Below are 25,892 nucleotides of genomic sequence, written 5' to 3' on the forward strand. Positions count from 1 at the left end.
AGAGATGGAAACTGTTACAGCAACTACGGAAAAAAAAGAAAAAAAGAAAAGAAGGAATGGATCATCGCCGTGGAGGCAAGCTTTTAAAAGGATAAAGAAAAATAAAATGGCACTTATAGGATTTTACGCATTAGTTTTTATGTTTTTATTTTGTTTTATTGGTCCATTCTTTTCACCGTATGCATCAGGAAAAATACAAGTTACGTTAATTAACAAACCACCTAGTTTTTCTCATTGGCTTGGCACAGATCAATTAGGAAGAGACATTTTAACGAGGCTTATGCAAGCAGGACGGATTTCATTAACAATTGGCTTAGCCTCAATGGTGTTATCCGTTATACTAGGTGCTTTATTAGGAGCGATTGCAGGTTTCTACCGTGGTATCGTCGATAATATTATAATGCGTCTCGCGGATATTTTAATGTCGATGCCAGGATTACCGTTACTTATTATAATGGGAGCTATTTTATCAGAATGGAAAGTACCATCTGATTATCGTCTTTATGTCATTATGATCATTTTAAGTTTAGTAGGTTGGCCAGGACTTGCACGCCTCGTACGAGGTCAAATTTTATCGCTGCGAGAACAATCGTTTATGCAAGCTGCTGATGTACTCGGGATAAACGATTACCGGAAAATTGTATATCATTTAATCCCAAATGTTCTGCCGATATTAATTGTTGTATCCACATTAGGTGTTGCAGGTTCTATTTTAGGAGAGTCTGCACTAAGTTACCTAGGACTTGGCGTTGTCCCGCCTACACCATCGTGGGGAAATATGATTAGTGCAGCAAACTCATTAATCGATTTCCAAAAGCGTCCGTGGTTATGGATCCCGCCTGGTTTTGCAATCTTTATAACAGTTGTATCAATTAATATACTTGGCGATGCACTTCGTGATGCATTAGATCCAAAGATGAAGCGGTAGGTGAGAAAGCATGAGTAGAGCAGTAGTAGAGCTAAAGGATTTACAAACACACTTTCAGACGGAAGAAGGTACAGTAAAGGCTGTCAATCATGTTAGCTTTTCAGTTCGAGAAGGTGAAACAGTTTGTGTAGTAGGCGAATCAGGTTGCGGGAAAAGTGTAACGGCTTTATCTATTATGGGACTTATTGCTGAATCTGGCGGCATCGTTGGTGGTGATATTCTTTATGAAGGAAAAAGTCTTTTAGGAATGAAAGAGAAAGAACTTCGTAGTTTAAGAGGAAATGATATCGCGATGATTTTCCAGGAACCGATGACATCACTTAATCCGGTCTTTACTGTTGGAGAGCAAATTGTTGAGACGTTAAGAGAGCATGAACTACTTAGCAAAAACGAAGCATACAAAAAAGCAATTGAATTAATTCGTAAAGTTGGTATTGCTCGTGCTGATGAAATTGTCCATTCTTATCCGCACGAATTAAGCGGTGGTATGTTACAACGTATTATGATTGCTATTGCACTTAGTTGTAATCCAAAGTTATTAATTGCAGATGAACCGACAACAGCTCTAGACGTTACGATTCAAGCGCAAATATTAGACTTACTAAGACAAGTAAAAGAGGAATTTAAAACGTCCATTTTATTAATTACACATGATCTAGGTGTTGTAGCAGAAATGGCCGATTATGTTGTCGTTATGTATGGTGGAAAAGTTATTGAAGAGGCACCGGTACTAGAGATATTTCAAAATCCGAAACATCCATATACGCAAGGGCTGCTAAAATCAAAACCAGTAATGGGGAAACGAACAGATAAACTTTATTCTATTCCAGGGCAAGTTCCAAATTTAGTTGGCTTAGATGAGTTTTGCTACTTTAGTGGCCGCTGTGAACATTGCATGGAAATATGCAAAAATGAAGCGCCAAATCTTAATGTGCATGACGAGGATCATAAAGTAGCTTGTTGGTTATATGAGGAGCGTGCTGGGCAATGAGTGAACCATTATTAGAAGTGAAGAACTTAAAAACGTATTTTCCGATTAAGGGCGGCGTATTTAGTAGAACGATTGGACATGTGAAAGCGGTAGATGGGGTAAGCTTTACAATTGATAAGGGAGAAGTGTTTGGCCTTGTAGGAGAGTCTGGAAGTGGGAAAACGACGATAGGAAAAACAATTCTCCGTCTCGTTCAAAAAACAGAAGGTGAAGTGAAATTTAAAGGTCAAGATGTTCATGCTTTATCAAAAGAAGAGCTGAGAAAGCATCGTCCTAATATGCAGCTCGTCTTTCAAGATCCATTTAGCTCATTAAATCCAAGAATGAGAATTGGAGAAGCGCTTGGTGAGCCAATGTTGGCTCACGGACTAGCGACGAAAGAAAATGTCCGTGCAAAGGTGATAGAAGTATTGGAGTTATGTGGTTTAGCGCCGTATCATATTGACCGGTACCCTCATGAGTTTTCCGGTGGGCAACGTCAACGTATCGTTATTGCAAGGGCGATGGTATTAGATCCAGAATTTATTGTAGCTGATGAGCCTGTTGCGGCATTAGATGTATCTATTCAAGCGCAAATCATTAATTTGTTTAGTGAATTACAGGAGAAAAAGGGATTATCCTATTTATTCATTTCACATGATTTAAGTGTTGTGGAGCACTTATGTACGAAAATTGGAATTATGTATTTAGGAACTATTGTGGAAACAGCACCACGTGATGAGTTATTTGCGAATCCGCTTCATCCATATACAAAAGCATTGTTATCAGCAGTGCCAATACCGGATCCAACGGTTAAGCGAGAACGGATTATTCTAGAAGGGGATATTCCAAGTCCTGCAAATCCACCATCAGGTTGCCGTTTTCATACACGTTGCCCCGTTGCTACAGATATTTGTAAAACGAATGTACCAGAATTCCGTAATGTGGGTGAAGATCATTTTGTTGCTTGTCATCATGTGTAAAAGAAAAGGACTCTTTCAAAATGTGAAAGAGTCCTTTTTTTACCCCGCATTAACGGGCAGTAAGACTCCCACCTGAAAATTCGACATATGCGGGGAAGTTAGGTGGGAGATTAACTGCCCGTAAAAGCCCGATTGGTTCAACTAATAATCAGAGGAACCCCACCTCTGATTAAAGTTTCACTTTATTTACTAGATGAAGTTTGTTTTAATACAAATTGCTCAATTGCATGAGCAACACCGTTTTCATTATTTGTTAATGTAACAACGTCACATAATTTTTTTACGTCTTCTTCAGCATTTCCCATTGCAACTGATAAGCCGGCTACTTGTAGCATTGGCACATCATTAAAGTTGTCACCGATTGCAACAGTATCTTCAATTGGTATATTGAAATAAGCTGCCATTTCTTGCAAACCATTGCCTTTATGGCCATGCTTATCCATAATCTCTACATTAGTAGGAGCTGATGCCGTAACTGAAATGTCCGTATCTTCTTGTAAAGTTTGTAATAGCTGTGAACGATGAGCAGCATTAAATGTTAAAATGAAGAATTTAGATATTTCTAATTCTGGATTATTTACGACATCTTCTATTTTTTGGAAATCAGTAATTAAGTTAGATTTCTTTTGTTTTTCTGTAATTCTTTCAAGTTCCTCAAGTGTAACATCTAGTGTATGTTTATTTTCTTCGAATGCCTGCATGACTTGACCTTGCCATGTATAAGGAGAATAAACCCCTTTATTTGTGTACAACTTATATGGGAAACCTTCAGATTCTAGTAATTTTGCAAGCTTGTATACTTTATCATTTTGTAAACAACGCGAGTTAATTACTTTTCCGTCCACATAAACAATTGCCCCATTGCTTGCTCCAACTGGAAGAGATAGTTTATATTCTTCCAATAATTTCAAAGCATCCTCTTTCGCGCGGCCAGAACAAATCATTACAATATGACCAGCCTCTTTTGCGGTTTGGATAGCTTGTAAGTTCTCTTTGGAGATTTCAAGATTAGATGATAGTAGTGTACCATCCATATCTAGTGCGATTAATTTCAAAATGACCACCTCTTTGTTTCCATTATACATAGTTATATAGAGGAAACATATAAACTTATCTTGGAAAGATAGTATTTTATCCCGCATTAATTTCTAGTAAAAGTGCGATTGGTGAGGGGAATAATTAGTAGGGAATGGAACTCTCGTTGATTAAAGTTTCACTTTGGTTTTTAACAAAATAGAGATGAATAATATTATATTTCGCTTTATGACCTTAATGTTACACTAGTGTTACAAATGTGATTGTAGTAGAAAACGCATTAAAACAAGGTTTTTGAGTGTTTATTTAAAAAAACGTAAAAAAAGTGTAATAAAATTTACGTAATTATATTGCAACGTAATAATAGTTATGTTACATTAGTGTTACAAACGTTACGTAATTAATTTCAATGTAACGTTAACATGAAAACTATGAACTAATCATTTCTTAGTAATTACATATAGATAACTTATAAAAAAGGAGAATGAATGATATGAACAACGAGCAAGTATTAAACGTAACAAAAGGTGACTTCTTAGGATCAGCAAGCGGAGCAGTAGTATTAACAGCATTAATCGTATTTCTATCAAGCGTATTAGTATAATAGAAGTTTTGTAACAAAAATAAGAGAAGGGAGAATGAAAATTATGAACAACGAGCAAGTATTACAAGTGACAAAAGGTGACTTCGTAGGATCAGCAAGTGGAGCGGTAGTATTAACAGCATTAATCGTATTTCTATCAAGCGTATTAGTATAATAGAAGTTTTGTAACAAAAGATAAATGAAGGGAGAATGAAAGATATGAGAGAGCAAGTATTACAAGTAACAAAAGGTGACTTCGTAGGATCAGCAAGTGGAGCGGTAGTATTAACAGCATTAATCGTATTTCTATCAAGCGTATTAGTATAATAGAAGTTTTGTAACAAAAGATAAATGAAGGGAGAATGAAAGATATGAAAGAGCAAGTATTACAAGTAACAAAAGGTGATTTCTTAGGATCAGCAAGCGGAGCAGTAGTATTAACAGCATTAATCGTATTTCTATCAAGCGTATTAGTATAATAAAAGTTTTAAATTGTACAAAATGAAAGGAGAATGAGGAATATGAACAGTGAACAAGTGTTACAAGTAACAAAAACAGATTTATTAGGATCATTAGGCGGAGCGGTAATATTAACATCATTTATTCTATTCCTTGCAAATATATTAGTATGAAAAATATAAATACAATCATTCAAAAAAAATAAAGACTCTAACGTATTAGTAAGTAGTTAATATGTTGGAGTCTTTTTTGTTTTCCTCTCATATATACCTTCAAGTATTAATATTTTCCCCTTACTTTAAAGAGAAAAAAGTCGAATTTTATATGTAAGAAAAAAAGAGGAATTTGACAGAAAAGATAGAAAATTTTAAAGGTCGGAAATTGTTAGCTTGCTAACTAATTTCTATTAATTGATGTTGGAAGCGTTTTCGGTTGGTTTTAAGTATGGACCATTTAATCTATTTACAGGGGGATGAAGATATTATGAAACAAAAATCTATGGATACGCTAGCTGCACAAATGGAGGACTTTTTTCCGGTACGTGATGTAGATCATTTGGAATTTTACGTAGGGAATGCAAAGCAATCAAGTTATTATCTTGCGAGAGCGTTTGGATTCAAAATTGTAGCTTATTCTGGATTAGAAACAGGAAACCGTGAAAAGGTATCTTATGTTCTTGTGCAAAAAAATATGCGTTTTGTTGTGTCTGGAGCTTTAAGTAGTGATAGTCGTATTGCAGATTTTGTAAAGACTCATGGTGATGGAGTGAAGGATGTGGCTTTACTTGTTGATGATGTTGATAAAGCATACTCTGAAGCTGTAAAACGTGGCGCTGTTGCGATTGCTCCTCCTGAAGAGTTAACAGATGAGGAAGGTACCTTGAAGAAAGCGGTTATTGGTACGTATGGTGATACAATTCATACGCTTGTAGAGCGTAAAAATTATAAAGGAACATTCATGCCAGGATTTCAAAAGGTAGAGTTCAATATTCCATTTGAAGAATCCGGTTTAATTGCTGTAGACCATGTCGTTGGTAACGTTGAGAAAATGGAAGAATGGGTTAGTTATTATGAGAACGTCATGGGATTTAAACAAATGATTCACTTTGATGATGACGATATTAGCACAGAGTATTCGGCATTAATGTCAAAAGTTATGACGAATGGAAGCCGTATTAAGTTTCCAATTAATGAACCAGCAGACGGAAAAAGAAAGTCACAAATTCAAGAATATCTAGAGTTCTATAACGGAGCGGGTGTACAGCATCTTGCTTTATTAACAAGTGACATTGTAAAAACAATTGAAGTGCTTCGTGCGAATGGCGTGGAGTTTTTAGATACGCCAGATACGTATTACGATGAGTTAACTGCACGTGTTGGAAAAATTGATGAAGAAATTGATAGATTAAAAGAATTGAAGATTCTAGTAGACCGTGACGAAGAAGGTTATTTATTACAAATCTTTACGAAACCAATTGTAGATCGTCCAACTCTATTTATTGAAATCATCCAACGTAAAGGTTCTCGTGGATTTGGCGAAGGGAACTTTAAAGCGTTATTCGAATCAATTGAAAGAGAACAAGAGCGTCGCGGAAATTTATAAAATTTGTATCCACCAGCAAGAGTTCCTTTGTTGGTGGAAATTTCATTTTCATAGGGAGGAATCACGATGAAATTTGTTACATTTCGTCTCCCATCGAAAGAAATGCGAGCTGGATGGCTTGAAGGTGACAAAGTAATCGATATGAATCTTGCGAGTGATGGACAATTACCTTCTTCTATGTTCGCCTTTTTAGAGAAAGCAGATGAGTATGTAGAAGTATTGCGTAATATTAAGAATCCTGCAAAGGGTATATATTCCTTAGAGGAAGTTCAATTTGCAGCGGCAATTCCTAATCCGAGTAGCATTCGAGATTTTTATGCATTTGAGCAGCATGTAAAAACAGCTCGCGGACGAAGAGGGCTAGATGTTGTACCTGAATGGTATGATATCCCGGTTTTTTATTTTACGAACCACCGTGCTGTTATTGGACCAGATGATTTTGTTATTGGTCCGAAGAAGTCTAAAAAGCTTGATTATGAGTTAGAGATTGCTTGCGTAATTGGGAAAGAAGGACGAAACATTTCTCGTGAACAAGCAGAGGAATATATTTTTGGTTACTGCATTATGAACGACTGGAGTGCAAGGGACTTACAAGCAACAGAAATGAAAGTGGGACTCGGTCCAGCGAAAGGAAAAGATTTTGCAACTTCATTAGGAGCGTATCTCGTTACGAAAGAGGAATTAGACGTTTATCGTAACGGTGATCGTTATGATTTAGAGATGACTGCTCATGTAAATGGAAAGATATTATCAAAGGGAAACTTCCAAGATATTTACTATACATTTGCTGAAATGATTGAACGTGCTTCGGAAGACGTTACGTTATATCCAGGAGATGTGATTGGTTCTGGGACAGTAGGAACAGGATGTATTTTAGAACTTGGTACAGAAGAGTGGCTACAAGATGGAGATGTTGTAGAGCTGTCGATTACTGGTTTAGGTACGTTACGTAATACGATCAAAAAAGACATGAAAGCAGGTGATGGGCATGTTTTATCGTCACATGGGGAAGCTACCTCATAAACGACATGTACAATTTCGTAAAAAAGATGGATCGCTTTATCGTGAGCAGGTAATGGGGACAAAAGGTTTCTCTGGTACCCAGTCTATTTTGTATCATCATTATATGCCAACAGAAGTAGGGCACGCGGCATTATCGCATTCTTGTCAGTTACAGTATGAAGAGGATGCCCCTCTTGCTCATCGCCACTTCCGTACGAAAGAAAATAAAAAAACTGGTGATGCAGTAAGCGGAAGAAACTTTATGCTTGGGAATGAGGATTTATTAATTGGAGTAGTGAGTCCAACAGAAAAAATGGATTATTTTTACCGTAATGGTGATGGCGATGAAATGTTATTTGTTCATTATGGAACAGGAAAAATTGAAACGATGTTTGGAACGATTCACTATAGAAAAGGTGATTATGTAACAATTCCAATTGGAACGATTTATCGTGTTATTCCAGATGAGGGAGAGACTAAGTTTCTTGTTGTAGAGGCAAATAGCCAAATTACAACACCAAGTCGCTATCGCAATGAATATGGGCAATTGTTAGAACATAGTCCGTTTTGTGAAAGGGATATTCGTGGCCCGGAAAAATTGGAGACATATGATGACAAAGGTGAGTTTGTCGTAATGACAAAGTCGAGAGGTTATATGCACAAGCATGTGTTAGGGCACCATCCGTTAGATGTTGTTGGGTGGGATGGTTATTTATATCCGTGGGTCTTTAATGTGGAGGATTTTGAGCCAATTACAGGTCGTATTCATCAGCCACCACCAGTACATCAAACATTCGAAGGGCATAATTTCGTCATTTGCTCTTTCGTACCGCGTTTATACGATTATCATCCAGAATCTATTCCGGCACCATATTATCATAGTAATGTGAATAGTGATGAAGTACTGTACTATGTAGAAGGTAACTTTATGAGCCGAAAAGGTGTAGAAGAAGGTTCTATTACGCTTCATCCAAGCGGGATCCCGCATGGGCCACATCCAGGGAAAACAGAAGCGAGTATAGGGAAGAAAGAGACACTTGAACTGGCCGTTATGATAGATACATTCCGTCCGCTTCGTATTGTAAAACAAGCACATGAGACGGAAGATGAAAAATATATGTATAGCTGGATTGAAGAGGGTTCATATACTGTGAAATAAGTAAAAAGAGGCATGCTCACTACGGGAGCATGCCTCTTTTATGGAATCGACATGTATAATAATACCAAAAAAAGTTATGAAAATATATATAGATATGATTGTCTGAATCTTTTTATCGAAAGGATGATAAGAGTATAGTATGTATCTCGATAGTTTTCTGTTTATTTCGACAAAAGTATTGACTAAAAAACATGCCGTGGGTAAAATGAAAAAGTAAATTAAATTTTCAGAAAACTAAAATCGTGGAGGAGCACAGCATGAAGCAAATTTTTCAAAAGAAGCCAATTTCAACGTTACTGCAAGAAAGTAAACAAAAGACATTATCGAGAACGTTAGGGGCACTTGATTTAACAATGCTTGGAATCGGAGCAATTGTTGGAACTGGTATTTTTGTTCTTACTGGCGTTGTAGCAGCGAAACATTCTGGACCAGCTATTATATTATCATTTGCTATAGCTGCATTAGCTTGTGCCTTTGCTGCATTTTGTTACGCTGAATTTGCTTCTTCAGTTCCTGTCTCAGGGAGTGTTTACACGTACACGTATGCGACGATGGGAGAAGTATTTGCATTCTTAATTGGATGGGATTTAATGCTCGAGTATTTATTAGCCACATCTGCTGTAGCTAATGGATGGTCAGCGTATTTTCAATCGTTATTAAAGGGATTTGGGATTCATATTCCGACCATTCTCTCCTCGGCCCCTGGTACTGGAAAGGGTGGAATAATTGATTTACCTGCAGTTCTAATTATTCTAGTTATGACGGTTCTTTTATCTAGAGGTGTTCGTGAAAGTGCACGTGTAAATAATATAATGGTATTTATTAAACTAGCAGTTGTTCTCATTTTTATCTTCGCCGGATTTAATTATGTAAAACCTGAAAATTGGACACCTTTTATGCCATTTGGGTTAGATGGTGTAATGGCTGGAGCAGCTACAGTTTTCTTCGCATTCATTGGATTTGATGCTGTATCAACAGCCGCAGAAGAAGTGAAGCGCCCACAACGCGATTTGCCGATTGGAATTATTGCATCGTTACTAGTTTGTACGGTTCTTTACATTGTTGTTTCACTTATTTTGACAGGGATTGTTCCATACGGTCAGTTGAATATATCAGATCCAGTTGCTTTCGCACTTCAATTTATTGGACAAGATAGTTTGGCGGGAGTGATATCAGTAGGAGCAATTACAGGAATTACAACTGTAATGCTAGTTATGATGTATGGGCAAGTTCGTGTTTCATATGCAATGAGCAGAGATGGATTGTTACCGAAGCGTCTTGCTAAAGTTCATCCGAAATTTAAAACACCATTTTTAAATACATGGACAACAGGTATTATTGCAGCACTTATTTCAGGATTAATAGATTTAAATGTTTTAGCACATCTTGTAAATATGGGAACTTTGTCAGCATTTGCACTTGTAGCTGTTGCTGTCATTGTGATGAGACGAACTCATCCTGATTTACCAAGGGCGTTTAAGGCGCCGCTCGTACCATTTTTACCAGCATTAACAGTTATCTTTTGCTTATATTTGATGCTTCAATTATCAGCGACAGCTTGGATTAGTTTTGGTGTTTGGATGGTTATCGGTATAGTAGTTTATTTCGCCTATAGTAGAAAGCGTAGTGTTTTAAATAATAGTAAAAAAGAAGAAGATGTAGCAAATTTATAAATGGAAAAATCCATTCTAATTCTGTTAGGATGGATTTTTATTTTGAAAATTTACATTTTTCTGAATGTATTATAAGATAATTGTTGGCGAACTAAAGGGGTGAAAATGTGAAAAATACATGGCGTGAGCTAAGAGAGATGGATCGTAACGTATGGATTCGATTTATCGGTGAGACTTTGAACGGAATTGCGATGATGATGTTAATGCCTTTTTTTGCACTATATTTAAAAGATAAGGTAGATTCTTTATTACAAGTTGGGATTATTATGGCGCTTTCTCCAATTGCTGCAAGCTTTGGCTCGCTTATAGGCGGAAGAATAGCTGATATATATGGAAGAAAGCCAATTATGATATTTTCAATGGCGAGTAATGCGTTATTAATGCTCGGTTTTTTATTTATCGAAGGATTTATTCCATACGCTATTTTATCTATTTTTTTAGGGTTAAGTAATTCTTTATTTCATCCAGCAGCATCAGCGATGGTTGCAGATGTGACGGCGCCAGAAAAAAGAACAGAAGCATATGGTTTATTGCGAATGGGACACAATATTGGTGCTGCAATTGGACCGATAATGGGAGCATCAGTAGTTGTTTTATCAAAGAACCTCGTGTTTATTATTGCTTCATCCGCTATGTTGTTTTATGCGCTACTAGTGTTAGTACTTATTAAAGAAACAATGCCAAAAATTACGGATATGACGGAAAAAAATAAAGAGAAGGAATCCGGAGCAGTTTGGAAAATTTTAATGAGAGATAAGGCGTTAATGATTTATTTGTTAGCGGGGATCATTATTTCTATGGGGTTTTCTCAAACAGAAGGCATGTTACCGCTTCACTTTGATAACGAAATGAAGGATATTTTTGGAGTCAACAATCCATACCCATATTTAATGGCATTAAATGGTCTATTAGTTGTTTTATTCCAATTTCAAATTTCAAAATGGGCGACAGATAAACCTGTTGGAAAGACGATGCTATACGGTGCGTGTTTGTTCGGAATTGGTTTGTTTTTTATAGGATGGTTACCGAAGTGGTTTGGAGAATATGATACAAATGCTACAATTATTTTAATGACGTTAATGTTTGTTTATGCCATATATACGTTAGGCGAGATGATTATGTCGCCTGTACAGATGACGTTTGTAGCGAATTTGGCCCCTGAGCATTTGAGAGGAACCTATATGGGGGCGGCGAGTTTGCAGTGGATTACAGGAAGTGCATTCGGTCCACTTCTTGGTGGTTTTCTATTGGATCGTTTGCTTGGTCACTACTTATTTACAATTTTAAGTGTAGGGTGTGTAGTTGCAGGCTTTGTATATGTTTCTTTAGATCGTCTTGTTGAGCAGAGGCAAAAAGATACGCCTACAAAACAGTCTTCTTAATAAAATGAAACTTTAATCAATGTTTTTTCACCCTCCACAAATGGTAGGGTAATATAGATGACATACACACAAAGTGGATTTCTACATATTTTAGGTACATAACTAGATTAGATAGCAATTTTGCTTTAAAGTTTAATTTTGTTTAGGTGTGTAGAAATTAAAGAGAAAAAGTGTAGAAAACCAATAAGTGGTGTCTTTTAATTATTTGTGGAAGTTACATTTTATTTCAAATAGGAACTACCTATTTTTATAAAAAGTGCTAAAATAGAAAAATGAAAACAATTGGTTAGGGTGATTTCAGTGACAAAAATTAAATTAGGTTTATTATACGGTGGAAAATCAGCTGAGCATCAAGTTTCGTTACAAACGGCTCTTGCTGCTATTAAAGCATTAAATCAAGATAAATTCGAGATTCATCCAATTTATATTACAGAACAAGGCCAATGGATGCGTGGAGAGCGTATTGAAGGCGAAGTAACAAATGTTGAGGCATTACAAATGAGTGGGGAAGAGAATACAATCTCTCCTGTATCATTAAGTACAGAAATTATCCCAACTGCAACTTCTAAACAAGAAGATGCAATTGATGTTATTTTCCCATTATTACATGGACCGAATGGTGAAGATGGAACAGTACAAGGGTTATTAGAATTACTAAACATTCCATATGTAGGTAACGGTGTATTAGCATCATCTGCTGGTATGGATAAAGTTGTTATGAAAAATATCTTTGCAGAAGCTGGATTGAAACAAGCGAAATATGCATCTTTCATTCGTAGCGCATGGGAAAAAGATCGTGAAACAGCGTATGAAAAATTAGAAGAAGTATTAGGATATCCTTGCTTCGTAAAACCAGCAAATCTTGGTTCAAGTGTTGGTATTAATAAGTGTAATGATCGTGAAGAGCTTGAGAATGCATTCGAAGAGGCATTCCAATTTGACCGTAAAATTATTGTAGAAGAAAATATTGTAGGTCGTGAAGTAGAAGTTGGTGTATTAGGTAATGATGAGCCGAAATGTTCAGTTGTAGGTGAAATTGTACCGAAAAAAGATTTTTATGATTACAAATCGAAATACATCGATGGTGATACAGCGTTAATTATTCCAGCTGAAATGACAGAGGAAGAGTCTAATGTAATTAAGCGAGATGCAATTATCGCATTCCAATCATTAGATGGTTCGGGCTTAACACGAGCTGATTTCTTCTTAACGAAAGATGGAGAAGTATATATTAACGAAGTAAACACAATGCCAGGATTCACGCCGTTTAGTATGTTCCCTCTATTATGGCAACATACAGGGTTACCGTATCCGGAATTAATTGAAGAGCTAATTCGCTTAGCGATTGAGCGTCACGAAGAAAAACAAAAAATTAAATATACAATCTAACAAAAAAGGAGGAAGCACTATTCGAAGGAATAGTGCTTCCTCTATGTAAGGAGTGTTTTCATGATAAATCGAACGTTAAAACAAGTAGAGCAGATGATAAATGGTACTGGATTAGCAGAGCGGTATGAGGGAATTACTATACAAGGAGTGTCTATTGATACGAGGAAAATTGAAAATGGAAATTTATATGTTCCAATTCAAGGTGAACGTTTCGATGGACATGCTTTTGTAGACAAAGCTGTTGAAAATGGGGCGATTGCTACATTATGGATGAAAGATGTAGAAAACCCACCTGAAAATCTTCCGGTTATTTTTGTAGAAGATACACTAGCAGCATTGCAAATGTTAGCGAAAAACTATCGTGATCAATTGGATGTAAAAGTTATTGGTGTAACTGGTAGTAATGGTAAAACATCTACGAAAGATATTGTAACAAGTATTCTTGCGACTAAATTTAAAGTTCAAAAAACAGAAGGTAATTTCAACAACCACATCGGTTTACCTCTTACTATTTTAAATTTAGAGGAAAATACAGAAGTAGCTGTATTAGAAATGGGCATGTCAAGCCGAGGAGAAATTAAATTTCTATCTAAGTTAGCTCGCCCTAATGCAGCTATTATCACGAACATTGGTGAGGCGCACTTAATGGATTTAGGCTCTCGTGAGGCGATTGCTGAAGCGAAGTTAGAAATTGTTACAGGTTTACAAAAGGGTGGCGTGTTCGTATATAATGGAGATGAGCCGCTATTAACGAATCGTGTTCCAGAAATGAATTTAGCAGCTGAAACAGTTACATTTGGTGATGCGAGAGCAAATGATTACTATCCAACTACTGTAACATTGCAGGCTACTGGGACACACTTTAAGATGAACAGGGATGAAACTTCGTCATTCTATTTGCCAGTACTAGGAAAGCATAATGTATATAATACGCTTGCTTCAATGGCAATTGCAAAACATTTTGGTGTAACGTGGGAAGAAATGAAACAAGGTTTAGTAACACTTCAAATGACAGGTATGCGTATGGAAATTGTAAAAACAGATAGTGGTTTAACAATTATCAATGATGCTTATAATGCTAGTCCAACAGCTATGGAAGCTGCGTTCCACCTAATGAATGGTTTAGATGGATTTGCTAAAAAAATTGTTGTGCTTGGTGATATGTTAGAACTTGGAAATCAAGAAGTGCAATTTCATTATGAAGTAGGTAAATTAATTGATCCAGCAAAAATTTCATATGTATTCACATATGGTAAATTAGGGGCTCAAATTGCTGAAGGTGCAAAAATTAATTTCCCTAAAGACCGTGTAAAAGCGTATGATAGTAAAGAAGAGTTAATAAAAGAGTTGCAAGCAGTAGTCGGTACGAAAGATGTTGTATTAGTAAAAGCATCTCGCGGCATGAAATTAGAAGAAGTAATTACGATGTTGAAATAATTGGTGTATATAAATAGGGATGATAGCCACGAAAATAGTGGAAACTTATAATAAGCGCTTACAGTAAACGATAAAAAAATAAAAGTAAAGAAAAAAGCTCTGAATATGAAATAAGGTAACAGTTGGGGTTTGCTTTTTACACCTACAAAACTTATAATTGATAAAGTGTAATAACGTTTAGAAGTATTTTCGTGAAGAATATACGCCCGGTTATATACGTAAGTATTCAGGAAAATGGCTTTTCCGCAAGTTCGGAAAACGCCTTTTTTTAAATGATAAGTATAGGATAGAAAAGGAGAAGTAACATTGACAACATTTCGAGAACTAGGATTAAGTGAGTCTTTACTACAATCTGTTGAAAGTATGGGCTTTGAAGAGGCTACGCCGATTCAAGCTGAAACAATTCCACATGCATTGCAAGGTAAGGATATTATTGGGCAAGCGCAAACAGGTACAGGGAAAACAGCAGCATTCGGATTACCACTATTAGATAAAGTGGATACAAATAAAGAAGCAGTTCAAGGTATTGTTATCGCGCCAACGCGTGAATTAGCAATTCAAGTTGGAGAAGAGCTATACAAAATTGGTAAACATAAACGTGTTCGTATTCTACCAATTTATGGTGGTCAAGATATTAACCGCCAAATTCGTGCTCTAAAAAAACACCCACACATTATTGTAGGTACGCCGGGTCGTATTTTAGATCATATCAACCGTAAAACACTTCGCTTACAAAACGTAGAGACTGTTGTTCTTGACGAAGCGGATGAAATGTTAAACATGGGCTTCATTGAAGATATTGAAGCGATTTTAACAGATGTGCCAGAAACACATCAAACATTATTATTCTCAGCGACAATGCCAGATCCAATCCGTCGTATTGCTGAGCGTTTCATGACTGAGCCTCAACACATTAAAGTAAAAGCAAAAGAAGTAACAATGCCAAACATTCAGCAGTTCTATTTAGAAGTGCAAGAAAAGAAAAAGTTTGACGTGTTAACACGCTTACTAGATATTCAATCTCCAGAGCTTGCAATCATATTCGGTCGTACAAAGCGTCGTGTTGATGAATTATCAGAAGCATTAAACTTACGTGGTTATGCAGCAGAAGGTATTCACGGTGACTTAACACAAGCGAAGCGTATGTCTGTATTACGTAAATTTAAAGAAGGTACTATTGAAGTTCTTGTTGCAACAGACGTTGCTGCACGTGGTCTTGATATTTCAGGCGTAACACACGTATACAACTTCGATATCCCACAAGATCCAGAATCATACGTTCACCGTATCGGTCGTACTGGCCGTGCCGGTAAAAAAGGTATTGCAATGTTATTTGTAACACCACGTGAATCAGGACAATTAAAAAATATCGAGCGTACAACAAAACGTAAAGTTGATCGTATGGACGCACCGACACTTGACGAGGCGTTAGAAGGTCAACAACGTTTAATCGCTGAAAAACTTCAAAGCACAATTGAAAATGATAACTTATCATACTACAAGCGTATTGCAGAAGAAATGTTAGAAGAGAATGATTCTGTAACAGTAGTAGCTGCTGCTTTAAAAATGATGACAAAAGAGCCGGATACAACTCCGATCGCTTTAACATCAGAACCACCAGTTGTTTCAAGAGGTGGCGGTGGCGGTTCTAAAAAACGCGGTGGTAACGGAAGTGGATACCGTGATGGTAACCGTAATCGTAGTCGTGATGGACGCGGCGGTGGCGATGGTCGTAACCGTGATCGCAATCGTGATGGACGTGGAAGCGGAAGTGGCGATGGTCGTAACCGTGATCGTAATCGTGATGGCGGTAGCCGTGATGCTGGTAGCCGTGATGGCAACCGTGGTCGTAAAGGTGAAGGTCGCCCTGGATCTTCAAATGGACGCGGCGAAAGAAAACATCATAGCCGTCCACAAGCTTAATAAAAAAGAGAATGCCCTTTGCTGGCATTCTCTTTTTTTATTTCTGTAATTGTGCATACTACATAGTAACTCGTATAGAAATGAGGTGCTATATGCTTGTAAGACTTGGGTATGTTGCGATGAGTGTACATTTGAAGAATGCTTCTCCATCTCAAACGATGACGTATGCACAGTTTCAGCGGATTGATGATCGAGAGGCTGCGATTCGTAAACTTGAAAGAATCGCTAATTCGAATTTGGAAAATTGCTTACGGTTATTAAAACATAATAAAGGGCATGATATATCTTTCTTTCGACTTAGTTCCAAGCTTATTCCTTTAGCGAATCATGAGGAGTTGTTAGATTGGAACTATATTCGTCCGTTAAAAGAAAATCTGAAAGAATTAGGTGAATATGCAATTCGTATGAATATGCGAATTGACTTCCATCCAGATCACTTTGTTGTACTAAATTCACCTGAGGAGAGTATTCTCAAACAATCTGTAAAGACATTGCAGATGCACAAAAAATTGTTAAAGGGTATGGGAATTGAACATAAGCAACGATGTGTATTACATGTGGGAGGAGGTTATAAAGATAAGGAGCTTGCATTAGAACGCTTTATAGAAAATTGGTCAACTGTTCCAAGAGGTATTCAAGAGATGATTATATTAGAAAATGATGACACGACCTTTTCTTTAGAAGAAACATTGTATTTAGGTGAGAAATTAGACATTCCAGTCGTGTTTGATTTGCACCATCATATGATGAATAATGACCAGGAAGATTGGCATGAAGATTGGGCGCGTGTTGTACATACGTGGGAATCGTCTTTGTTACCGGTTAAAATGCACATCTCCAGTCCTAGAGATGGAAAAAACCCGAGAGCACATGCAGATTTTATTGATGTAGATACTTTCTTATCTTTTTTGAAAAAGATAAAGGGGAGTGTTCCGCGAATTGATTGTATGATTGAGGCGAAGAAAAAGGACGAGTCTTTATTTCAACTAATGAGAGAGTTAAGTAAACAAACAGATGTGGAAATTATCGATGGTGCGAGCTTCTATATTAAATAAGCTCTGCGCCATCGTTTTTTTTTGTTAAAAAAGGGGTGCACATGCCGCCGATGATCAGTCCTGTTAAATGGCTTATAGGATTGGCAGAGGGATTAAAGAAAGTAAATAGTAGTAATATAAGTATCATTATTGAAAAAATAGCGATGTCTCTTGGTTTTGAAGAACAATATCGACTATACAATAAAAATAATTGGGCGCCTAGTAATCCGAAAATACCACCAGATGCTCCGGCGTGAATATATTCAAGAGGCATAATAATATAAGAAGAAATATTCCCGAGAATGCCAGAAAGGAAAAAAATAATGATGAAAGAAAAGTGTCCTAGTTGTTTTTCGATGGAAGAACCAAATACGAATAAACAAATACTATTAGAAAGGAAATGTTGTAAGTCTACGTGTACAAGTAAGGAAGTTATGACACGCCACCATTCTCCTTTAGCGATATATTCATTGTGGGCTGCCAGGTGAAAGAGGGAAAAGTCGCTCAATATAATCATGACTAATTGTATAAGAAGTAAAGAAATGATAATCGGTTGTAAGGAAATGCGAGTGGATGGTATTAGCATGTTTTTAGTATCACTCCTTTTGCATCAGAAAGATTCTCTGTTATTCTTACAATATGAATGAAGAAAGCTAAATAGAAGAAGGGGATTTTGAAATGATTGTAGGGATTGGAATCGATATTATTGAGTTAAATCGAATTGAAAAAATGCTAGATGGAAAGCTTAAATTTATGGAACGTATTTTAACTGAAAGAGAACGTGGTGTTGCTGAGGGGCTGAAAGGAAGTCGTCTTACAGAATTTGTAGCTGGAAGATTTGCAGCAAAAGAGGCGTATTCTAAAGCGGTAGGGACCGGTATCGGGAAAGAAGTGAGTTTTTTAGATATTGAAGTAAGGAATGATGATAGAGGTAAGCCGATTATCATTACAAATACAGAGCATATTGTTCATTTATCAATTAGTCATAGTAAAGAATTTGCCGTTGCTCAAGTTGTTTTGGAAAGCTCGTCACGCTAGTCTGCATATTTTATATCTTTGTCTCATATATTTGAGGTAGCGATAAGGAAGGCATATCTTCCATTCATTTATAGGGGCAAAGGGGCTGAAGTGATGAAAAGGCGTCTGTTTTTAGTTCTTGTCGGTTTATTGACCGTTTTTGTGTTGGCAGGTTGTATGGAAAAGAAACAGGAAGATGTTGTGAGAGATTTAGAAACGAAAGTTAAAAGTATGAAGAGTTATCAAGCTGAAGCGAAATTATCTATTAAAACAGGAAATGAACCTCAAGAGTACAATGTAGAAATTTGGCATAAAGAACCTTCGTATTATCGTGTGAATTTGCAGAATGCGAAAAAGGATCAGAGTCAAATTATTTTAAGGAATGATGAAGGTGTATTTGTATTAACACCGGCACTTAATAAGAGTTTCCGTTTTCAAAGTGATTGGCCGCAAAATAGTAGCCAGGCTTATTTATATGAATCACTTGTAAGAGATATTTTGCAAGATAAGAAAAATCTCTCTTTCGAGAAAACAGATAAGTATTATGTGTTTAAAACAAAAACAAATTATCAACATCAAAATATGTTGCCGAAACAAGAAATTAAGCTGAATAAAAGTGATTTAACACCAGTTTCTGTGAAACTGATGGATAATGATCAAAATGTCCTTGTAAAAGTAGATTTCACTAAAGTAAAGTTTGATGCAAAGTTTGATAAAGGTGCATTTGATACGAAACAAAATATGTCTAGAGCACAAGTAGATGTTCAGACGGCAGCGAAAGAAGACAAACCGTTTGCTATTTTGTATCCACGTGATACACCGCAAGGTATGACTTTGAAAGAGGAAGAAGAGTTGAAGACAGACAGTGGCAAGCGTGCAATACTCACATACACTGGAAGTAAGAAATCCTTTACTTTAATACAAGAAAAGTCAAAAGTTGCAGAGGCCTCATCGGCGGTAAGTGTAAGTGGAGAGCCGGTTGATCTTGGTTTCACGATTGGTGCATTGACGAAAGACTCTGTAACGTGGTCACATAACGGAGTAGAATATATGCTCGTGTCTAAAGGTTTAGAGACGAATGAGTTGTTGATGGTTGCTCGTTCGGTTACAGCGAAGCAGGTGAAGTAAACTTCTTAGACGTGGTGATATATGTGCACCACGTCTTTTCTTAGTTTGAAGGTGGATTTCATAAAAGAAGCATATAAAAGAATAAGCTTCGCATATCGTGTATAAGGAAGTGTATTTATGGAAGAAGCACCGTTTTACCGTGACACGTGGGTGGAAGTGGATTTAGATGCGATCTATAACAATGTTACACATATTAAAGAGTACATTCCAAGTGATGTAGAGATTTTTGCTGTAGTTAAAGCGAATGCATATGGGCACGATTATGTACCGGTGGCTAAAACTGCATTAGAAGCAGGAGCAACAAGATTAGCAGTTGCTTTTTTAGATGAAGCTTTAGTGCTTCGGAGGGCTGGTATTACTGCACCGATTTTAGTATTAGGTCCTTCCCCGCCCCGTGATGTAAATGTAGCTGCTGAAAATGATGTAGCATTAACTGTTTTTCAAAAAGAATGGGTGGAAGAAGCGATAAAGCTCTGGGATGGTTCATCAATAATGAAATTCCATATTAATTTTGATAGTGGTATGGGGAGAATCGGAATACGTGAACGAAAAGAATTAAAAGGGTTCTTAAAGAGTTTAGAAGGTGCGCCATTTTTAGAGTTAGAAGGAGTATATACGCATTTTGCAACAGCGGATGAGGTTGAGACTTCTTACTTTGATAAGCAATATAATACATTTTTGCAGCAGTTACGTTGGTTGAAAGAATTTGGAGTGAATCCTAAATTTGTCCATACAGCCAATAGTGCCGCAACGTTAAGGTTTCAAGGGATTACATTTAATGCGGTGCGAATTGGTATTGCGATGTATGGATTATCCCCATCTGTAGAAATACGTCCTTTTTTACCATTTAAATTGGAACCGGCGTTGTCACTTCACACGAAAGTTGCTCATATTAAGCAAGTGATTAAAGGAGATGGGATTAGTTATAATGTCACATACCGAACGAGAACCGAAGAATGGATTGCGACAGTTGCAATTGGATATGGAGATGGCTGGCTTAGAAGATTGCAAGGGTTTAAGGTACTTGTAAACGGTGAAAGAGTACCGATTGTAGGGCGAGTGACAATGGATCAATTCATGATACATCTTCCTTGTGAAGTGCCACTTGGTACGAAAGTTACACTCATTGGGAGACAAGGTGATGAGTATATTAGTGCTACCGAGGTTGCTGAATATTCCGGGACTATTAATTATGAAATTATTGCAACGATAAGCTTCCGTGTACCGAGAATATTTATACGACACGGTAAAGTTGTAGAAGTAATCAATTATTTGAACGATATATAGAAGAAGGTATTATTACTCAGCACCTCGTCATTTGGAGGAGTTTCACTAATAAAGAATAGGCTCTTTTTCGCTGGGGAGCTTCTTTTTATACTTGTTATTAATATAAGTTGCAATGAAATATTACTGAAGGATTGCTTTATTTCTTGTTTGAAAGAGATAAAAAGTAAAAGAAGATGAATGTTTTATTTATGAATTGGAAAACATAAGCAAGGAATAAGGAAGTCTTTGCAACAGGCTCCATACAATGGTATTATTACAATAGGTGTCATATATATATTTGGGTGTGTAGTTGACGGTGGAGGTGTATTTTTGTGTCCGAATCAAGTGTAACTACTGAAATCGTGGTTCGGTTGCCAAAGCAAATGGTAACGGAATTGGACGGAATTGGAAAACAAGAGAATAAGAATCGCCATGAACTAATTTGCCAGGCAACACAACTGTTATTGCGTCAACATAAGACGAAGAAACGCTACCAACATGAATCAATGCGACGTGGGTACATTGAAATGGGAAAAATTAATCTTGGTATTGCATCTGAAGCTTTCTTAGCAGAGTATGAAGCAGCTCATACAGTAGAACGCTTAGTTAGCGGGGGGTAATATTTTGATTGTAAAACGCGGCGACGTGTATTTTGCAGACCTTTCCCCAGTTGTTGGTTCTGAGCAAGGAGGCGTTCGTCCGGTTCTTGTCATTCAAAATGACATCGGAAATCGTTTTAGTCCGACTGTGATTGTAGCGGCTATTACTGCACAGATTCAAAAAGCGAAATTACCCACTCATGTGGAAATTGATGCGAAAAAGTACGGTTTTGAGAGGGATTCTGTTATTTTACTTGAGCAGATTCGAACAATCGATAAGCAACGCTTAACGGACAAAATCACTCATTTGGATGAAGTGATGATGAGTCGTGTAGATGAAGCGTTACAAATTAGTTTAGGACTAATAGATTTTTAAATCGGCAGTTTAAGTTGCTCTCTTTACAGGGCAACTTTTTTTTATTATAGAGGAGGTTACGGTTGGATATGGAAATGGTAGATAATCGACAAGGGTTAATGAAAATGTTAGTGAAAGAATTAGGCTTTACAGAAAAGCAAGTTCGTCATGTTATTCAATTAACAGAAGAAGGTAACACAGTTCCATTTATCGCTCGTTACCGAAAAGAATGGACAGGGTCTCTTGATGAGGTGCAAATTCGTGCAATCTTAGAAAGATGGCAATATATGATGCAACTAGAAGATAGGAAAGAAGAGGTTCTTCGTCTTATTGGTGAAAAGGGTAAACTAACCGAAGAGTTGCGTCGTCATATTGTTGCTGCAACAAAACTTCAAGAAGTAGAAGACTTATATCGTCCATATAAAGAAAAAAGAAGAACGAAAGCTACAATTGCTAAAGAAAAGGGATTAGAACCGTTAGCTGAGTGGCTATTATTATATAAAAAAGAAAATCCAGCAGAGAAGGCTATGGAATTTGTTAATGCAGAAAAGGAAGTGGCGTCTGCAGAAGATGCGTTGCAAGGTGCGCAAGATATTATTGCGGAACTTGTTTCGGATAATGCGGCATATCGTAGTTGGATTCGCAATACTACTTTCCGAAAAGGGATTATGTCTTCATCTGTAAAAGATAAAGAAAAAGATGAAAAGAATATATATGAAATGTATTATGGCTATGAAGAACCGTTGCAAAAAGTAGTGCCGCATCGTGTACTAGCTATGAATCGTGGTGAAAAGGAAGACGTATTAAGAGTTTCTGTTATCACGCCAATTGAAGAAATTCTTCAGTTTTTACATAAAAAAATGATTCTTGATGAAGCTTCTAAAAGTGCGCATTATGTACAATTAGCGATGGAAGATGGATATAAGCGATTAATTCAACCTTCAATAGAAAGAGAAATTCGTAAAGAATTAATGGAAACGGCCGAAGAACAAGCGATTCATATTTTCTCTGAGAATTTACGTAATTTATTATTACAACCTCCGATGAAAGGGAAAGTTGTGTTAGCGGTAGATCCAGCATATAGAACCGGTTGTAAATTAGCTGTAGTAGATGATACAGGAAAAGTTCTTCACATAGATGTTATTTATCCGCATCCGCCTGCTCGTAAATATGAGGATGCAAAAACGAAAATCATTTCAATTATAGATAAATATGAAGTTGAAATGATAGCGATTGGAAATGGTACAGCTTCGAGGGAAACGGAAGAATTTATAGTAGATGTATTACAAAATGTAGAGCGAGATGTATTTTACATTATTGTAAATGAAGCGGGTGCTAGTGTGTACTCAGCATCTGATGTAGCTCGCGAGGAGTTTCCAAATTTACAGGTTGAAGAAAGAAGTGCTGTTTCAATTGGGAGACGTCTACAAGATCCACTTGCAGAACTTGTGAAAATTGACCCTAAATCTGTTGGGGTGGGACAATATCAACATGATGTATCTCAAAAGAGATTAAATGAATCATTAACATTTGTAGTAGAGACAGCAGTTAACCGAGTTGGTGTTAATGTAAATACAGCTTCAGTTGCATTGTTGCAATATGTTTCGGGATTATCAAAAACAGTTGCGAAAAACATTGTAGCTAAGCGTGAGGAAGATGGGAAATTCACGAAGCGTACTGAATTAAAGAAAATCCCACGTTTAGGTGCAAAAACATATGAACAATGTATCGGGTTTTTACGTATATTAGAAGGAGCGAATCCGTTAGATCGCACAGGGATTCATCCAGAACAATATAAAAATGTTGAATTGCTATTGAAGAGCTTAGGGTTATCAAAGAATGATGTGGGGAAACCAAACTTGCAAAAGAGTTTCGAAGGAGTAGATATTTCTAAATTATCTCAAGAGACGGAGATTGGTGAGCCGACATTAGTTGATATTATGGATGCTTTAATTAGCCCGGAGCGAGATATGAGGGATGAGTTGCCAAAGCCACTTTTGAAAAAGGGGATTTTAAAATTAGAAGATTTAAAGCGTGGTATGGAATTAGAGGGAACGATCCGCAATGTTGTTGATTTCGGTGCCTTTGTTGATATTGGTGTGAAGCAAGATGGTTTAGTACATATTTCTAAACTAAGCAAACAATTTGTAAAGCATCCATTAGATATTGTATCCGTGGGACAAATTGTAAAGGTATGGGTAGATGATATTGATACGAAAAAAGGTCGTGTTGCATTATCAATGTTACCGATTGAATAGTAAGAAAAGAGAGCAGATGAAACTGCTCTCTTTTTATGAACTGGAAAGTTTAATTGATTATGAACTTTGATGTATTTTACTATAATAAAACCAGCATTCATTTAGTAACTTGATTTGATACCGGTTTTTCTCGAAATATGCACGTTGCATTTGTTTCTTTAGCCACGTGGGCATAGGAATCCCTCCTTGTTTAATCCTGCTCTCAAAAAAAGTAGCTCCTTTTAGTTAAAGTAACTTTGATGAGAGGTTGGTGAGTGGATTTCTAGCAATGCTGCATTTTTAGAAATCACGCTTCTTGAATGAGGATGGGTATATGTACTATTTACTATATGTATAAGAAGGGAGAAAAGTGTGGAAATATTTTTTAGTTTAGGAGGAATGAGAATGGATGAGCAAGAAATTCAGCGGTTAGTGGAAGAGGTATCGTTACAATGCTTTGGAATGCCGTTTTTACATAAAGCGATGTTTAATAGTAGGTTACGTACAACTGGTGGGCGCTATCTATTGAAGAATCATAATATAGAATTGAATTATCGATATTACGAAGTATATGGAAAAGAAGAGTTAGTCGGGATTGTTAAACATGAACTTTGTCATTATCACTTACATATCACAGGAAAAGGGTATAAGCATCGAGATAGAGATTTTCGGGAGTTATTAAAGAAAGTAGGTGCACCACGTTTTTGTAAACGAATGATTAGTGAGGAGGAAACGAGAGTTTCTATGTATGAATGTATGGGGTGTTCTTTTCAATATGTAAGAAGACGTCAAATAAATACACAAAGATATGTATGTGGAAAGTGTAAAGGACAACTAAAACTGGTAGTGAAAACATCTTGACAGTGAAAACGCAATCCAGTATATTATAAACATGTCACGTTTGCGCAAGATGTTGTGAAAAAACTTCTTGACTTACGATGAGAATTTTTATAAGATACAAATTGTCTTCATTATTCCGCAGTAGCTCAGTGGTAGAGCTATCGGCTGTTAACCGATCGGTCGTAGGTTCGAGTCCTACCTGCGGAGCCATACAGAGAAGTACCCAAGTGGCTCAAGGGGCTCCCCTGCTAAGGGAGTAGATCGCTAACGCGGTGCGAGGGTTCGAATCCCTTCTTCTCTGCCATACATATTGGCCCGTTGGTCAAGTGGTTAAGACACCGCCCTTTCACGGCGGTAACACGGGTTCGAATCCCGTACGGGTCACCACTTCGGAGGATTAGCTCAGCTGGGAGAGCACCTGCCTTACAAGCAGGGGGTCGGCGGTTCGATCCCGTCATCCTCCACCATATAAATTATATAAATAATATTATCGCGGGGTGGAGCAGTACGGTAGCTCGTCGGGCTCATAACCCGAAGGTCGCAGGTTCAAATCCTGTCCCCGCAACCAAATGGTCCCGTGGTGTAGTGGTTAACATGCCTGCCTGTCACGCAGGAGATCGCCGGTTCGACCCCGGTCGGGACCGCCATTTTAACTTCTGCTATATAGCAGTTGTTTTTTATTGGACATTATGGTAAAATAACATTTGTCTTTGAAAAGAAGATAACTATTTCGATGGGCTATAGCCAAGCGGTAAGGCAACGGACTTTGACTCCGTCATGCGCTGGTTCGAATCCAGCTAGCCCAGCCATTTACGAGCCATTAGCTCAGTTGGTAGAGCATCTGACTTTTAATCAGAGGGTCGAAGGTTCGAATCCTTCATGGCTCACTTT

At 37.1% G+C, this 25,892-nt stretch carries 27 protein-coding genes and 8 tRNA genes; 32 read left to right on the forward strand and 3 right to left on the reverse strand.

Annotation, left to right across the window (positions count from 1 at the left end; all coding sequences use genetic code 11):
* Positions 1 to 4: 4 nt before the first annotated feature.
* From opp4C to LCF45_RS01280, 3 genes are read left to right on the forward strand one after another with little or no spacing between them, the layout of a single operon-like run.
* The gene (opp4C, locus tag LCF45_RS01270; RefSeq protein ID WP_016121366.1) at positions 5 to 928 is read left to right on the forward strand and encodes an oligopeptide ABC transporter permease; all 924 of its coding nucleotides are present in this window, start codon (positions 5 to 7) and stop codon (positions 926 to 928) included.
* 10 nt (positions 929 to 938) lie between these two features.
* Positions 939 to 1,919, forward strand: a complete 981-nt coding sequence (locus tag LCF45_RS01275; protein WP_002091396.1) for an ABC transporter ATP-binding protein — start codon at positions 939 to 941, stop codon at positions 1,917 to 1,919.
* Complete coding sequence (locus LCF45_RS01280) at positions 1,916 to 2,881, forward strand: ABC transporter ATP-binding protein (RefSeq protein ID WP_002124795.1); 966 nt, start codon at positions 1,916 to 1,918, stop codon at positions 2,879 to 2,881. The genes LCF45_RS01275 and LCF45_RS01280 overlap by 4 nt, the downstream gene beginning before the upstream one ends.
* Before the next feature lie 182 nt (positions 2,882 to 3,063).
* Here LCF45_RS01280 and LCF45_RS01285 read toward each other — a convergent pair whose 3' ends face one another.
* Positions 3,064 to 3,936, reverse strand: a complete 873-nt coding sequence (locus LCF45_RS01285) for a Cof-type HAD-IIB family hydrolase (protein WP_002187510.1) — start codon at positions 3,934 to 3,936, stop codon at positions 3,064 to 3,066.
* A gap of 464 nt (positions 3,937 to 4,400) precedes the next feature.
* Here LCF45_RS01285 and LCF45_RS01290 point away from each other — a divergent pair, with 464 nt between their 5' ends.
* The 14 genes from LCF45_RS01290 (at position 4,401) to uvsE (ending at position 17,580) form a co-directional block, all read left to right on the forward strand.
* Positions 4,401 to 4,520 carry a DUF3948 family protein gene (locus tag LCF45_RS01290; protein ID WP_002009865.1) on the forward strand — a complete coding sequence of 40 codons (120 nt, stop codon included), beginning with the start codon at positions 4,401 to 4,403 and terminating at the stop codon, positions 4,518 to 4,520.
* A 34-nt stretch (positions 4,521 to 4,554) separates the two neighbouring features.
* The gene (locus LCF45_RS01295) at positions 4,555 to 4,674 is read left to right on the forward strand and encodes a DUF3948 family protein (RefSeq protein WP_000700010.1); all 120 of its coding nucleotides are present in this window, start codon (positions 4,555 to 4,557) and stop codon (positions 4,672 to 4,674) included.
* 35 nt (positions 4,675 to 4,709) lie between these two features.
* A complete protein-coding gene (locus tag LCF45_RS01300) occupies positions 4,710 to 4,826 on the forward strand; it encodes a DUF3948 family protein (protein WP_073536510.1) in 117 nt (38 codons plus the stop codon).
* Between the two features lie 35 nt (positions 4,827 to 4,861).
* Positions 4,862 to 4,978, forward strand: a complete 117-nt coding sequence (locus tag LCF45_RS01305; protein WP_002029425.1) for a DUF3948 family protein — start codon at positions 4,862 to 4,864, stop codon at positions 4,976 to 4,978.
* A 42-nt stretch (positions 4,979 to 5,020) separates the two neighbouring features.
* Complete coding sequence (locus tag LCF45_RS01310; RefSeq protein WP_001083697.1) at positions 5,021 to 5,131, forward strand: DUF3948 family protein; 111 nt, start codon at positions 5,021 to 5,023, stop codon at positions 5,129 to 5,131.
* Positions 5,132 to 5,441: 310 nt separating this feature from the next.
* On the forward strand, positions 5,442 to 6,560 hold the full coding sequence (hppD, locus tag LCF45_RS01315; protein ID WP_002124802.1) for a 4-hydroxyphenylpyruvate dioxygenase: 1,119 nt from the start codon (positions 5,442 to 5,444) through the stop codon (positions 6,558 to 6,560).
* A gap of 66 nt (positions 6,561 to 6,626) precedes the next feature.
* Positions 6,627 to 7,583: a fumarylacetoacetate hydrolase family protein gene (locus tag LCF45_RS01320; protein ID WP_263894440.1), complete on the forward strand. Its 957-nt coding sequence runs from the start codon at positions 6,627 to 6,629 to the stop codon at positions 7,581 to 7,583.
* Complete coding sequence (locus LCF45_RS01325) at positions 7,549 to 8,721, forward strand: homogentisate 1,2-dioxygenase (protein ID WP_263894441.1); 1,173 nt, start codon at positions 7,549 to 7,551, stop codon at positions 8,719 to 8,721. Before LCF45_RS01320 ends, LCF45_RS01325 begins: the two co-directional genes overlap by 35 nt.
* A 257-nt stretch (positions 8,722 to 8,978) precedes the next feature.
* Entirely contained in the window at positions 8,979 to 10,394 is a 1,416-nt protein-coding gene (locus LCF45_RS01330; protein ID WP_002124809.1) for a branched-chain amino acid transporter BcaP, read from the forward strand.
* Positions 10,395 to 10,501: 107 nt separating this feature from the next.
* Positions 10,502 to 11,776, forward strand: a complete 1,275-nt coding sequence (locus LCF45_RS01335; RefSeq protein WP_002124811.1) for an MDR family MFS transporter — start codon at positions 10,502 to 10,504, stop codon at positions 11,774 to 11,776.
* Between the two features lie 300 nt (positions 11,777 to 12,076).
* The gene (locus tag LCF45_RS01340) at positions 12,077 to 13,165 is read left to right on the forward strand and encodes a D-alanine--D-alanine ligase (RefSeq protein ID WP_263894442.1); all 1,089 of its coding nucleotides are present in this window, start codon (positions 12,077 to 12,079) and stop codon (positions 13,163 to 13,165) included.
* 60 nt (positions 13,166 to 13,225) lie between these two features.
* The gene (gene murF / locus LCF45_RS01345; RefSeq protein ID WP_263894443.1) at positions 13,226 to 14,602 is read left to right on the forward strand and encodes a UDP-N-acetylmuramoyl-tripeptide--D-alanyl-D-alanine ligase; all 1,377 of its coding nucleotides are present in this window, start codon (positions 13,226 to 13,228) and stop codon (positions 14,600 to 14,602) included.
* 306 nt (positions 14,603 to 14,908) lie between these two features.
* Entirely contained in the window at positions 14,909 to 16,525 is a 1,617-nt protein-coding gene (locus LCF45_RS01350; protein ID WP_002063522.1) for a degradosome RNA helicase CshA, read from the forward strand.
* A 92-nt stretch (positions 16,526 to 16,617) separates the two neighbouring features.
* Positions 16,618 to 17,580: a UV DNA damage repair endonuclease UvsE gene (gene uvsE / locus LCF45_RS01355; protein WP_002009966.1), complete on the forward strand. Its 963-nt coding sequence runs from the start codon at positions 16,618 to 16,620 to the stop codon at positions 17,578 to 17,580.
* Here the strand turns inward: uvsE and LCF45_RS01360 are convergent.
* Positions 17,573 to 18,145, reverse strand: coding sequence for a rhomboid family intramembrane serine protease (locus LCF45_RS01360; RefSeq protein ID WP_002124818.1), 573 nt, complete (start codon positions 18,143 to 18,145; stop codon positions 17,573 to 17,575). The genes uvsE and LCF45_RS01360 overlap by 8 nt on opposite strands.
* A 92-nt stretch (positions 18,146 to 18,237) precedes the next feature.
* On the opposite strand from LCF45_RS01360, the gene acpS reads away from it, so the two are divergent.
* The 6 genes from acpS (at position 18,238) to LCF45_RS01390 (ending at position 24,182) form a co-directional block, all read left to right on the forward strand.
* Positions 18,238 to 18,597, forward strand: a complete 360-nt coding sequence (gene acpS, locus LCF45_RS01365) for a holo-ACP synthase (RefSeq protein WP_002009969.1) — start codon at positions 18,238 to 18,240, stop codon at positions 18,595 to 18,597.
* A 156-nt stretch (positions 18,598 to 18,753) separates the two neighbouring features.
* Positions 18,754 to 19,704 (forward strand): LolA family protein, encoded by a 951-nt coding sequence (locus LCF45_RS01370; protein WP_002124820.1) that lies wholly within the window; start codon positions 18,754 to 18,756, stop codon positions 19,702 to 19,704.
* Positions 19,705 to 19,821: 117 nt separating this feature from the next.
* Complete coding sequence (alr, locus tag LCF45_RS01375; protein ID WP_002124821.1) at positions 19,822 to 20,991, forward strand: alanine racemase; 1,170 nt, start codon at positions 19,822 to 19,824, stop codon at positions 20,989 to 20,991.
* A gap of 311 nt (positions 20,992 to 21,302) precedes the next feature.
* Positions 21,303 to 21,590 (forward strand): antitoxin EndoAI, encoded by a 288-nt coding sequence (locus tag LCF45_RS01380; protein ID WP_000004570.1) that lies wholly within the window; start codon positions 21,303 to 21,305, stop codon positions 21,588 to 21,590.
* A gap of 4 nt (positions 21,591 to 21,594) precedes the next feature.
* Positions 21,595 to 21,945, forward strand: coding sequence for a type II toxin-antitoxin system endoribonuclease NdoA (gene ndoA, locus LCF45_RS01385; RefSeq protein ID WP_000635965.1), 351 nt, complete (start codon positions 21,595 to 21,597; stop codon positions 21,943 to 21,945).
* Positions 21,946 to 22,013: 68 nt separating this feature from the next.
* Positions 22,014 to 24,182, forward strand: coding sequence for a Tex family protein (locus LCF45_RS01390; RefSeq protein ID WP_002029442.1), 2,169 nt, complete (start codon positions 22,014 to 22,016; stop codon positions 24,180 to 24,182).
* 57 nt (positions 24,183 to 24,239) lie between these two features.
* Here the strand turns inward: LCF45_RS01390 and cmpA are convergent, their stop codons facing one another.
* The gene (gene cmpA, locus LCF45_RS01395) at positions 24,240 to 24,356 is read right to left on the reverse strand and encodes a cortex morphogenetic protein CmpA (protein WP_001143642.1); all 117 of its coding nucleotides are present in this window, start codon (positions 24,354 to 24,356) and stop codon (positions 24,240 to 24,242) included.
* Positions 24,357 to 24,566: 210 nt separating this feature from the next.
* Here cmpA and LCF45_RS01400 point away from each other — a divergent pair, with 210 nt between their 5' ends.
* The 9 genes from LCF45_RS01400 to LCF45_RS01440 all read left to right on the forward strand — a co-directional run bounded on the left by LCF45_RS01400 (position 24,567) and on the right by LCF45_RS01440 (position 25,888).
* Positions 24,567 to 25,022, forward strand: coding sequence for a SprT family protein (locus LCF45_RS01400; protein WP_016095131.1), 456 nt, complete (start codon positions 24,567 to 24,569; stop codon positions 25,020 to 25,022).
* A 114-nt stretch (positions 25,023 to 25,136) separates the two neighbouring features.
* Positions 25,137 to 25,211 (forward strand) — tRNA-Asn (locus tag LCF45_RS01405).
* Between the two features lie 3 nt (positions 25,212 to 25,214).
* Positions 25,215 to 25,305 (forward strand) — tRNA-Ser (locus tag LCF45_RS01410).
* An 8-nt stretch (positions 25,306 to 25,313) separates the two neighbouring features.
* A tRNA-Glu gene (locus tag LCF45_RS01415) sits at positions 25,314 to 25,388 on the forward strand.
* A gap of 4 nt (positions 25,389 to 25,392) precedes the next feature.
* A tRNA-Val gene (locus tag LCF45_RS01420) sits at positions 25,393 to 25,468 on the forward strand.
* Positions 25,469 to 25,492: 24 nt separating this feature from the next.
* Positions 25,493 to 25,569, forward strand: a tRNA-Met gene (locus LCF45_RS01425).
* Between the two features lie 3 nt (positions 25,570 to 25,572).
* Positions 25,573 to 25,648: transfer RNA gene (locus tag LCF45_RS01430), tRNA-Asp, on the forward strand.
* Between the two features lie 87 nt (positions 25,649 to 25,735).
* Positions 25,736 to 25,810: transfer RNA gene (locus LCF45_RS01435), tRNA-Gln, on the forward strand.
* 5 nt (positions 25,811 to 25,815) lie between these two features.
* Positions 25,816 to 25,888: transfer RNA gene (locus tag LCF45_RS01440), tRNA-Lys, on the forward strand.
* Positions 25,889 to 25,892: the final 4 nt, after the last annotated feature.

The organism is Bacillus sp. 41-22 (assembly GCF_025809295.1).
In the GTDB taxonomy this organism is placed as follows: domain Bacteria; phylum Bacillota; class Bacilli; order Bacillales; family Bacillaceae_G; genus Bacillus_A; species Bacillus_A mycoides.

What these genes read in the sequence shown, in the direction of transcription:
- opp4C (WP_016121366.1), top strand. Translation starts at nt 5, where the DNA reads ATGGAAACTGTTACAGCAACTACGGAAAAAAAAGAAAAAAAGAAAAGA.
- LCF45_RS01275 (WP_002091396.1), top strand. Translation starts at nt 939, where the DNA reads ATGAGTAGAGCAGTAGTAGAGCTAAAGGATTTACAAACACACTTTCAG.
- LCF45_RS01280 (WP_002124795.1), top strand. Translation starts at nt 1,916, where the DNA reads ATGAGTGAACCATTATTAGAAGTGAAGAACTTAAAAACGTATTTTCCG.
- LCF45_RS01290 (WP_002009865.1), top strand. Translation starts at nt 4,401, where the DNA reads ATGAATGATATGAACAACGAGCAAGTATTAAACGTAACAAAAGGTGAC.
- LCF45_RS01295 (WP_000700010.1), top strand. Translation starts at nt 4,555, where the DNA reads ATGAAAATTATGAACAACGAGCAAGTATTACAAGTGACAAAAGGTGAC.
- LCF45_RS01300 (WP_073536510.1), top strand. Translation starts at nt 4,710, where the DNA reads ATGAAAGATATGAGAGAGCAAGTATTACAAGTAACAAAAGGTGACTTC.
- LCF45_RS01305 (WP_002029425.1), top strand. Translation starts at nt 4,862, where the DNA reads ATGAAAGATATGAAAGAGCAAGTATTACAAGTAACAAAAGGTGATTTC.
- LCF45_RS01310 (WP_001083697.1), top strand. Translation starts at nt 5,021, where the DNA reads ATGAACAGTGAACAAGTGTTACAAGTAACAAAAACAGATTTATTAGGA.
- hppD (WP_002124802.1), top strand. Translation starts at nt 5,442, where the DNA reads ATGAAACAAAAATCTATGGATACGCTAGCTGCACAAATGGAGGACTTT.
- LCF45_RS01320 (WP_263894440.1), top strand. Translation starts at nt 6,627, where the DNA reads ATGAAATTTGTTACATTTCGTCTCCCATCGAAAGAAATGCGAGCTGGA.
- LCF45_RS01325 (WP_263894441.1), top strand. Translation starts at nt 7,549, where the DNA reads ATGTTTTATCGTCACATGGGGAAGCTACCTCATAAACGACATGTACAA.
- LCF45_RS01330 (WP_002124809.1), top strand. Translation starts at nt 8,979, where the DNA reads ATGAAGCAAATTTTTCAAAAGAAGCCAATTTCAACGTTACTGCAAGAA.
- murF (WP_263894443.1), top strand. Translation starts at nt 13,226, where the DNA reads ATGATAAATCGAACGTTAAAACAAGTAGAGCAGATGATAAATGGTACT.
- uvsE (WP_002009966.1), top strand. Translation starts at nt 16,618, where the DNA reads ATGCTTGTAAGACTTGGGTATGTTGCGATGAGTGTACATTTGAAGAAT.
- LCF45_RS01360 (WP_002124818.1), bottom strand. Translation starts at nt 18,145, where the DNA reads ATGCTAATACCATCCACTCGCATTTCCTTACAACCGATTATCATTTCT.
- acpS (WP_002009969.1), top strand. Translation starts at nt 18,238, where the DNA reads ATGATTGTAGGGATTGGAATCGATATTATTGAGTTAAATCGAATTGAA.
- LCF45_RS01370 (WP_002124820.1), top strand. Translation starts at nt 18,754, where the DNA reads ATGGAAAAGAAACAGGAAGATGTTGTGAGAGATTTAGAAACGAAAGTT.
- alr (WP_002124821.1), top strand. Translation starts at nt 19,822, where the DNA reads ATGGAAGAAGCACCGTTTTACCGTGACACGTGGGTGGAAGTGGATTTA.
- LCF45_RS01390 (WP_002029442.1), top strand. Translation starts at nt 22,014, where the DNA reads ATGGAAATGGTAGATAATCGACAAGGGTTAATGAAAATGTTAGTGAAA.
- cmpA (WP_001143642.1), bottom strand. Translation starts at nt 24,356, where the DNA reads ATGCCCACGTGGCTAAAGAAACAAATGCAACGTGCATATTTCGAGAAA.
- LCF45_RS01400 (WP_016095131.1), top strand. Translation starts at nt 24,567, where the DNA reads ATGGATGAGCAAGAAATTCAGCGGTTAGTGGAAGAGGTATCGTTACAA.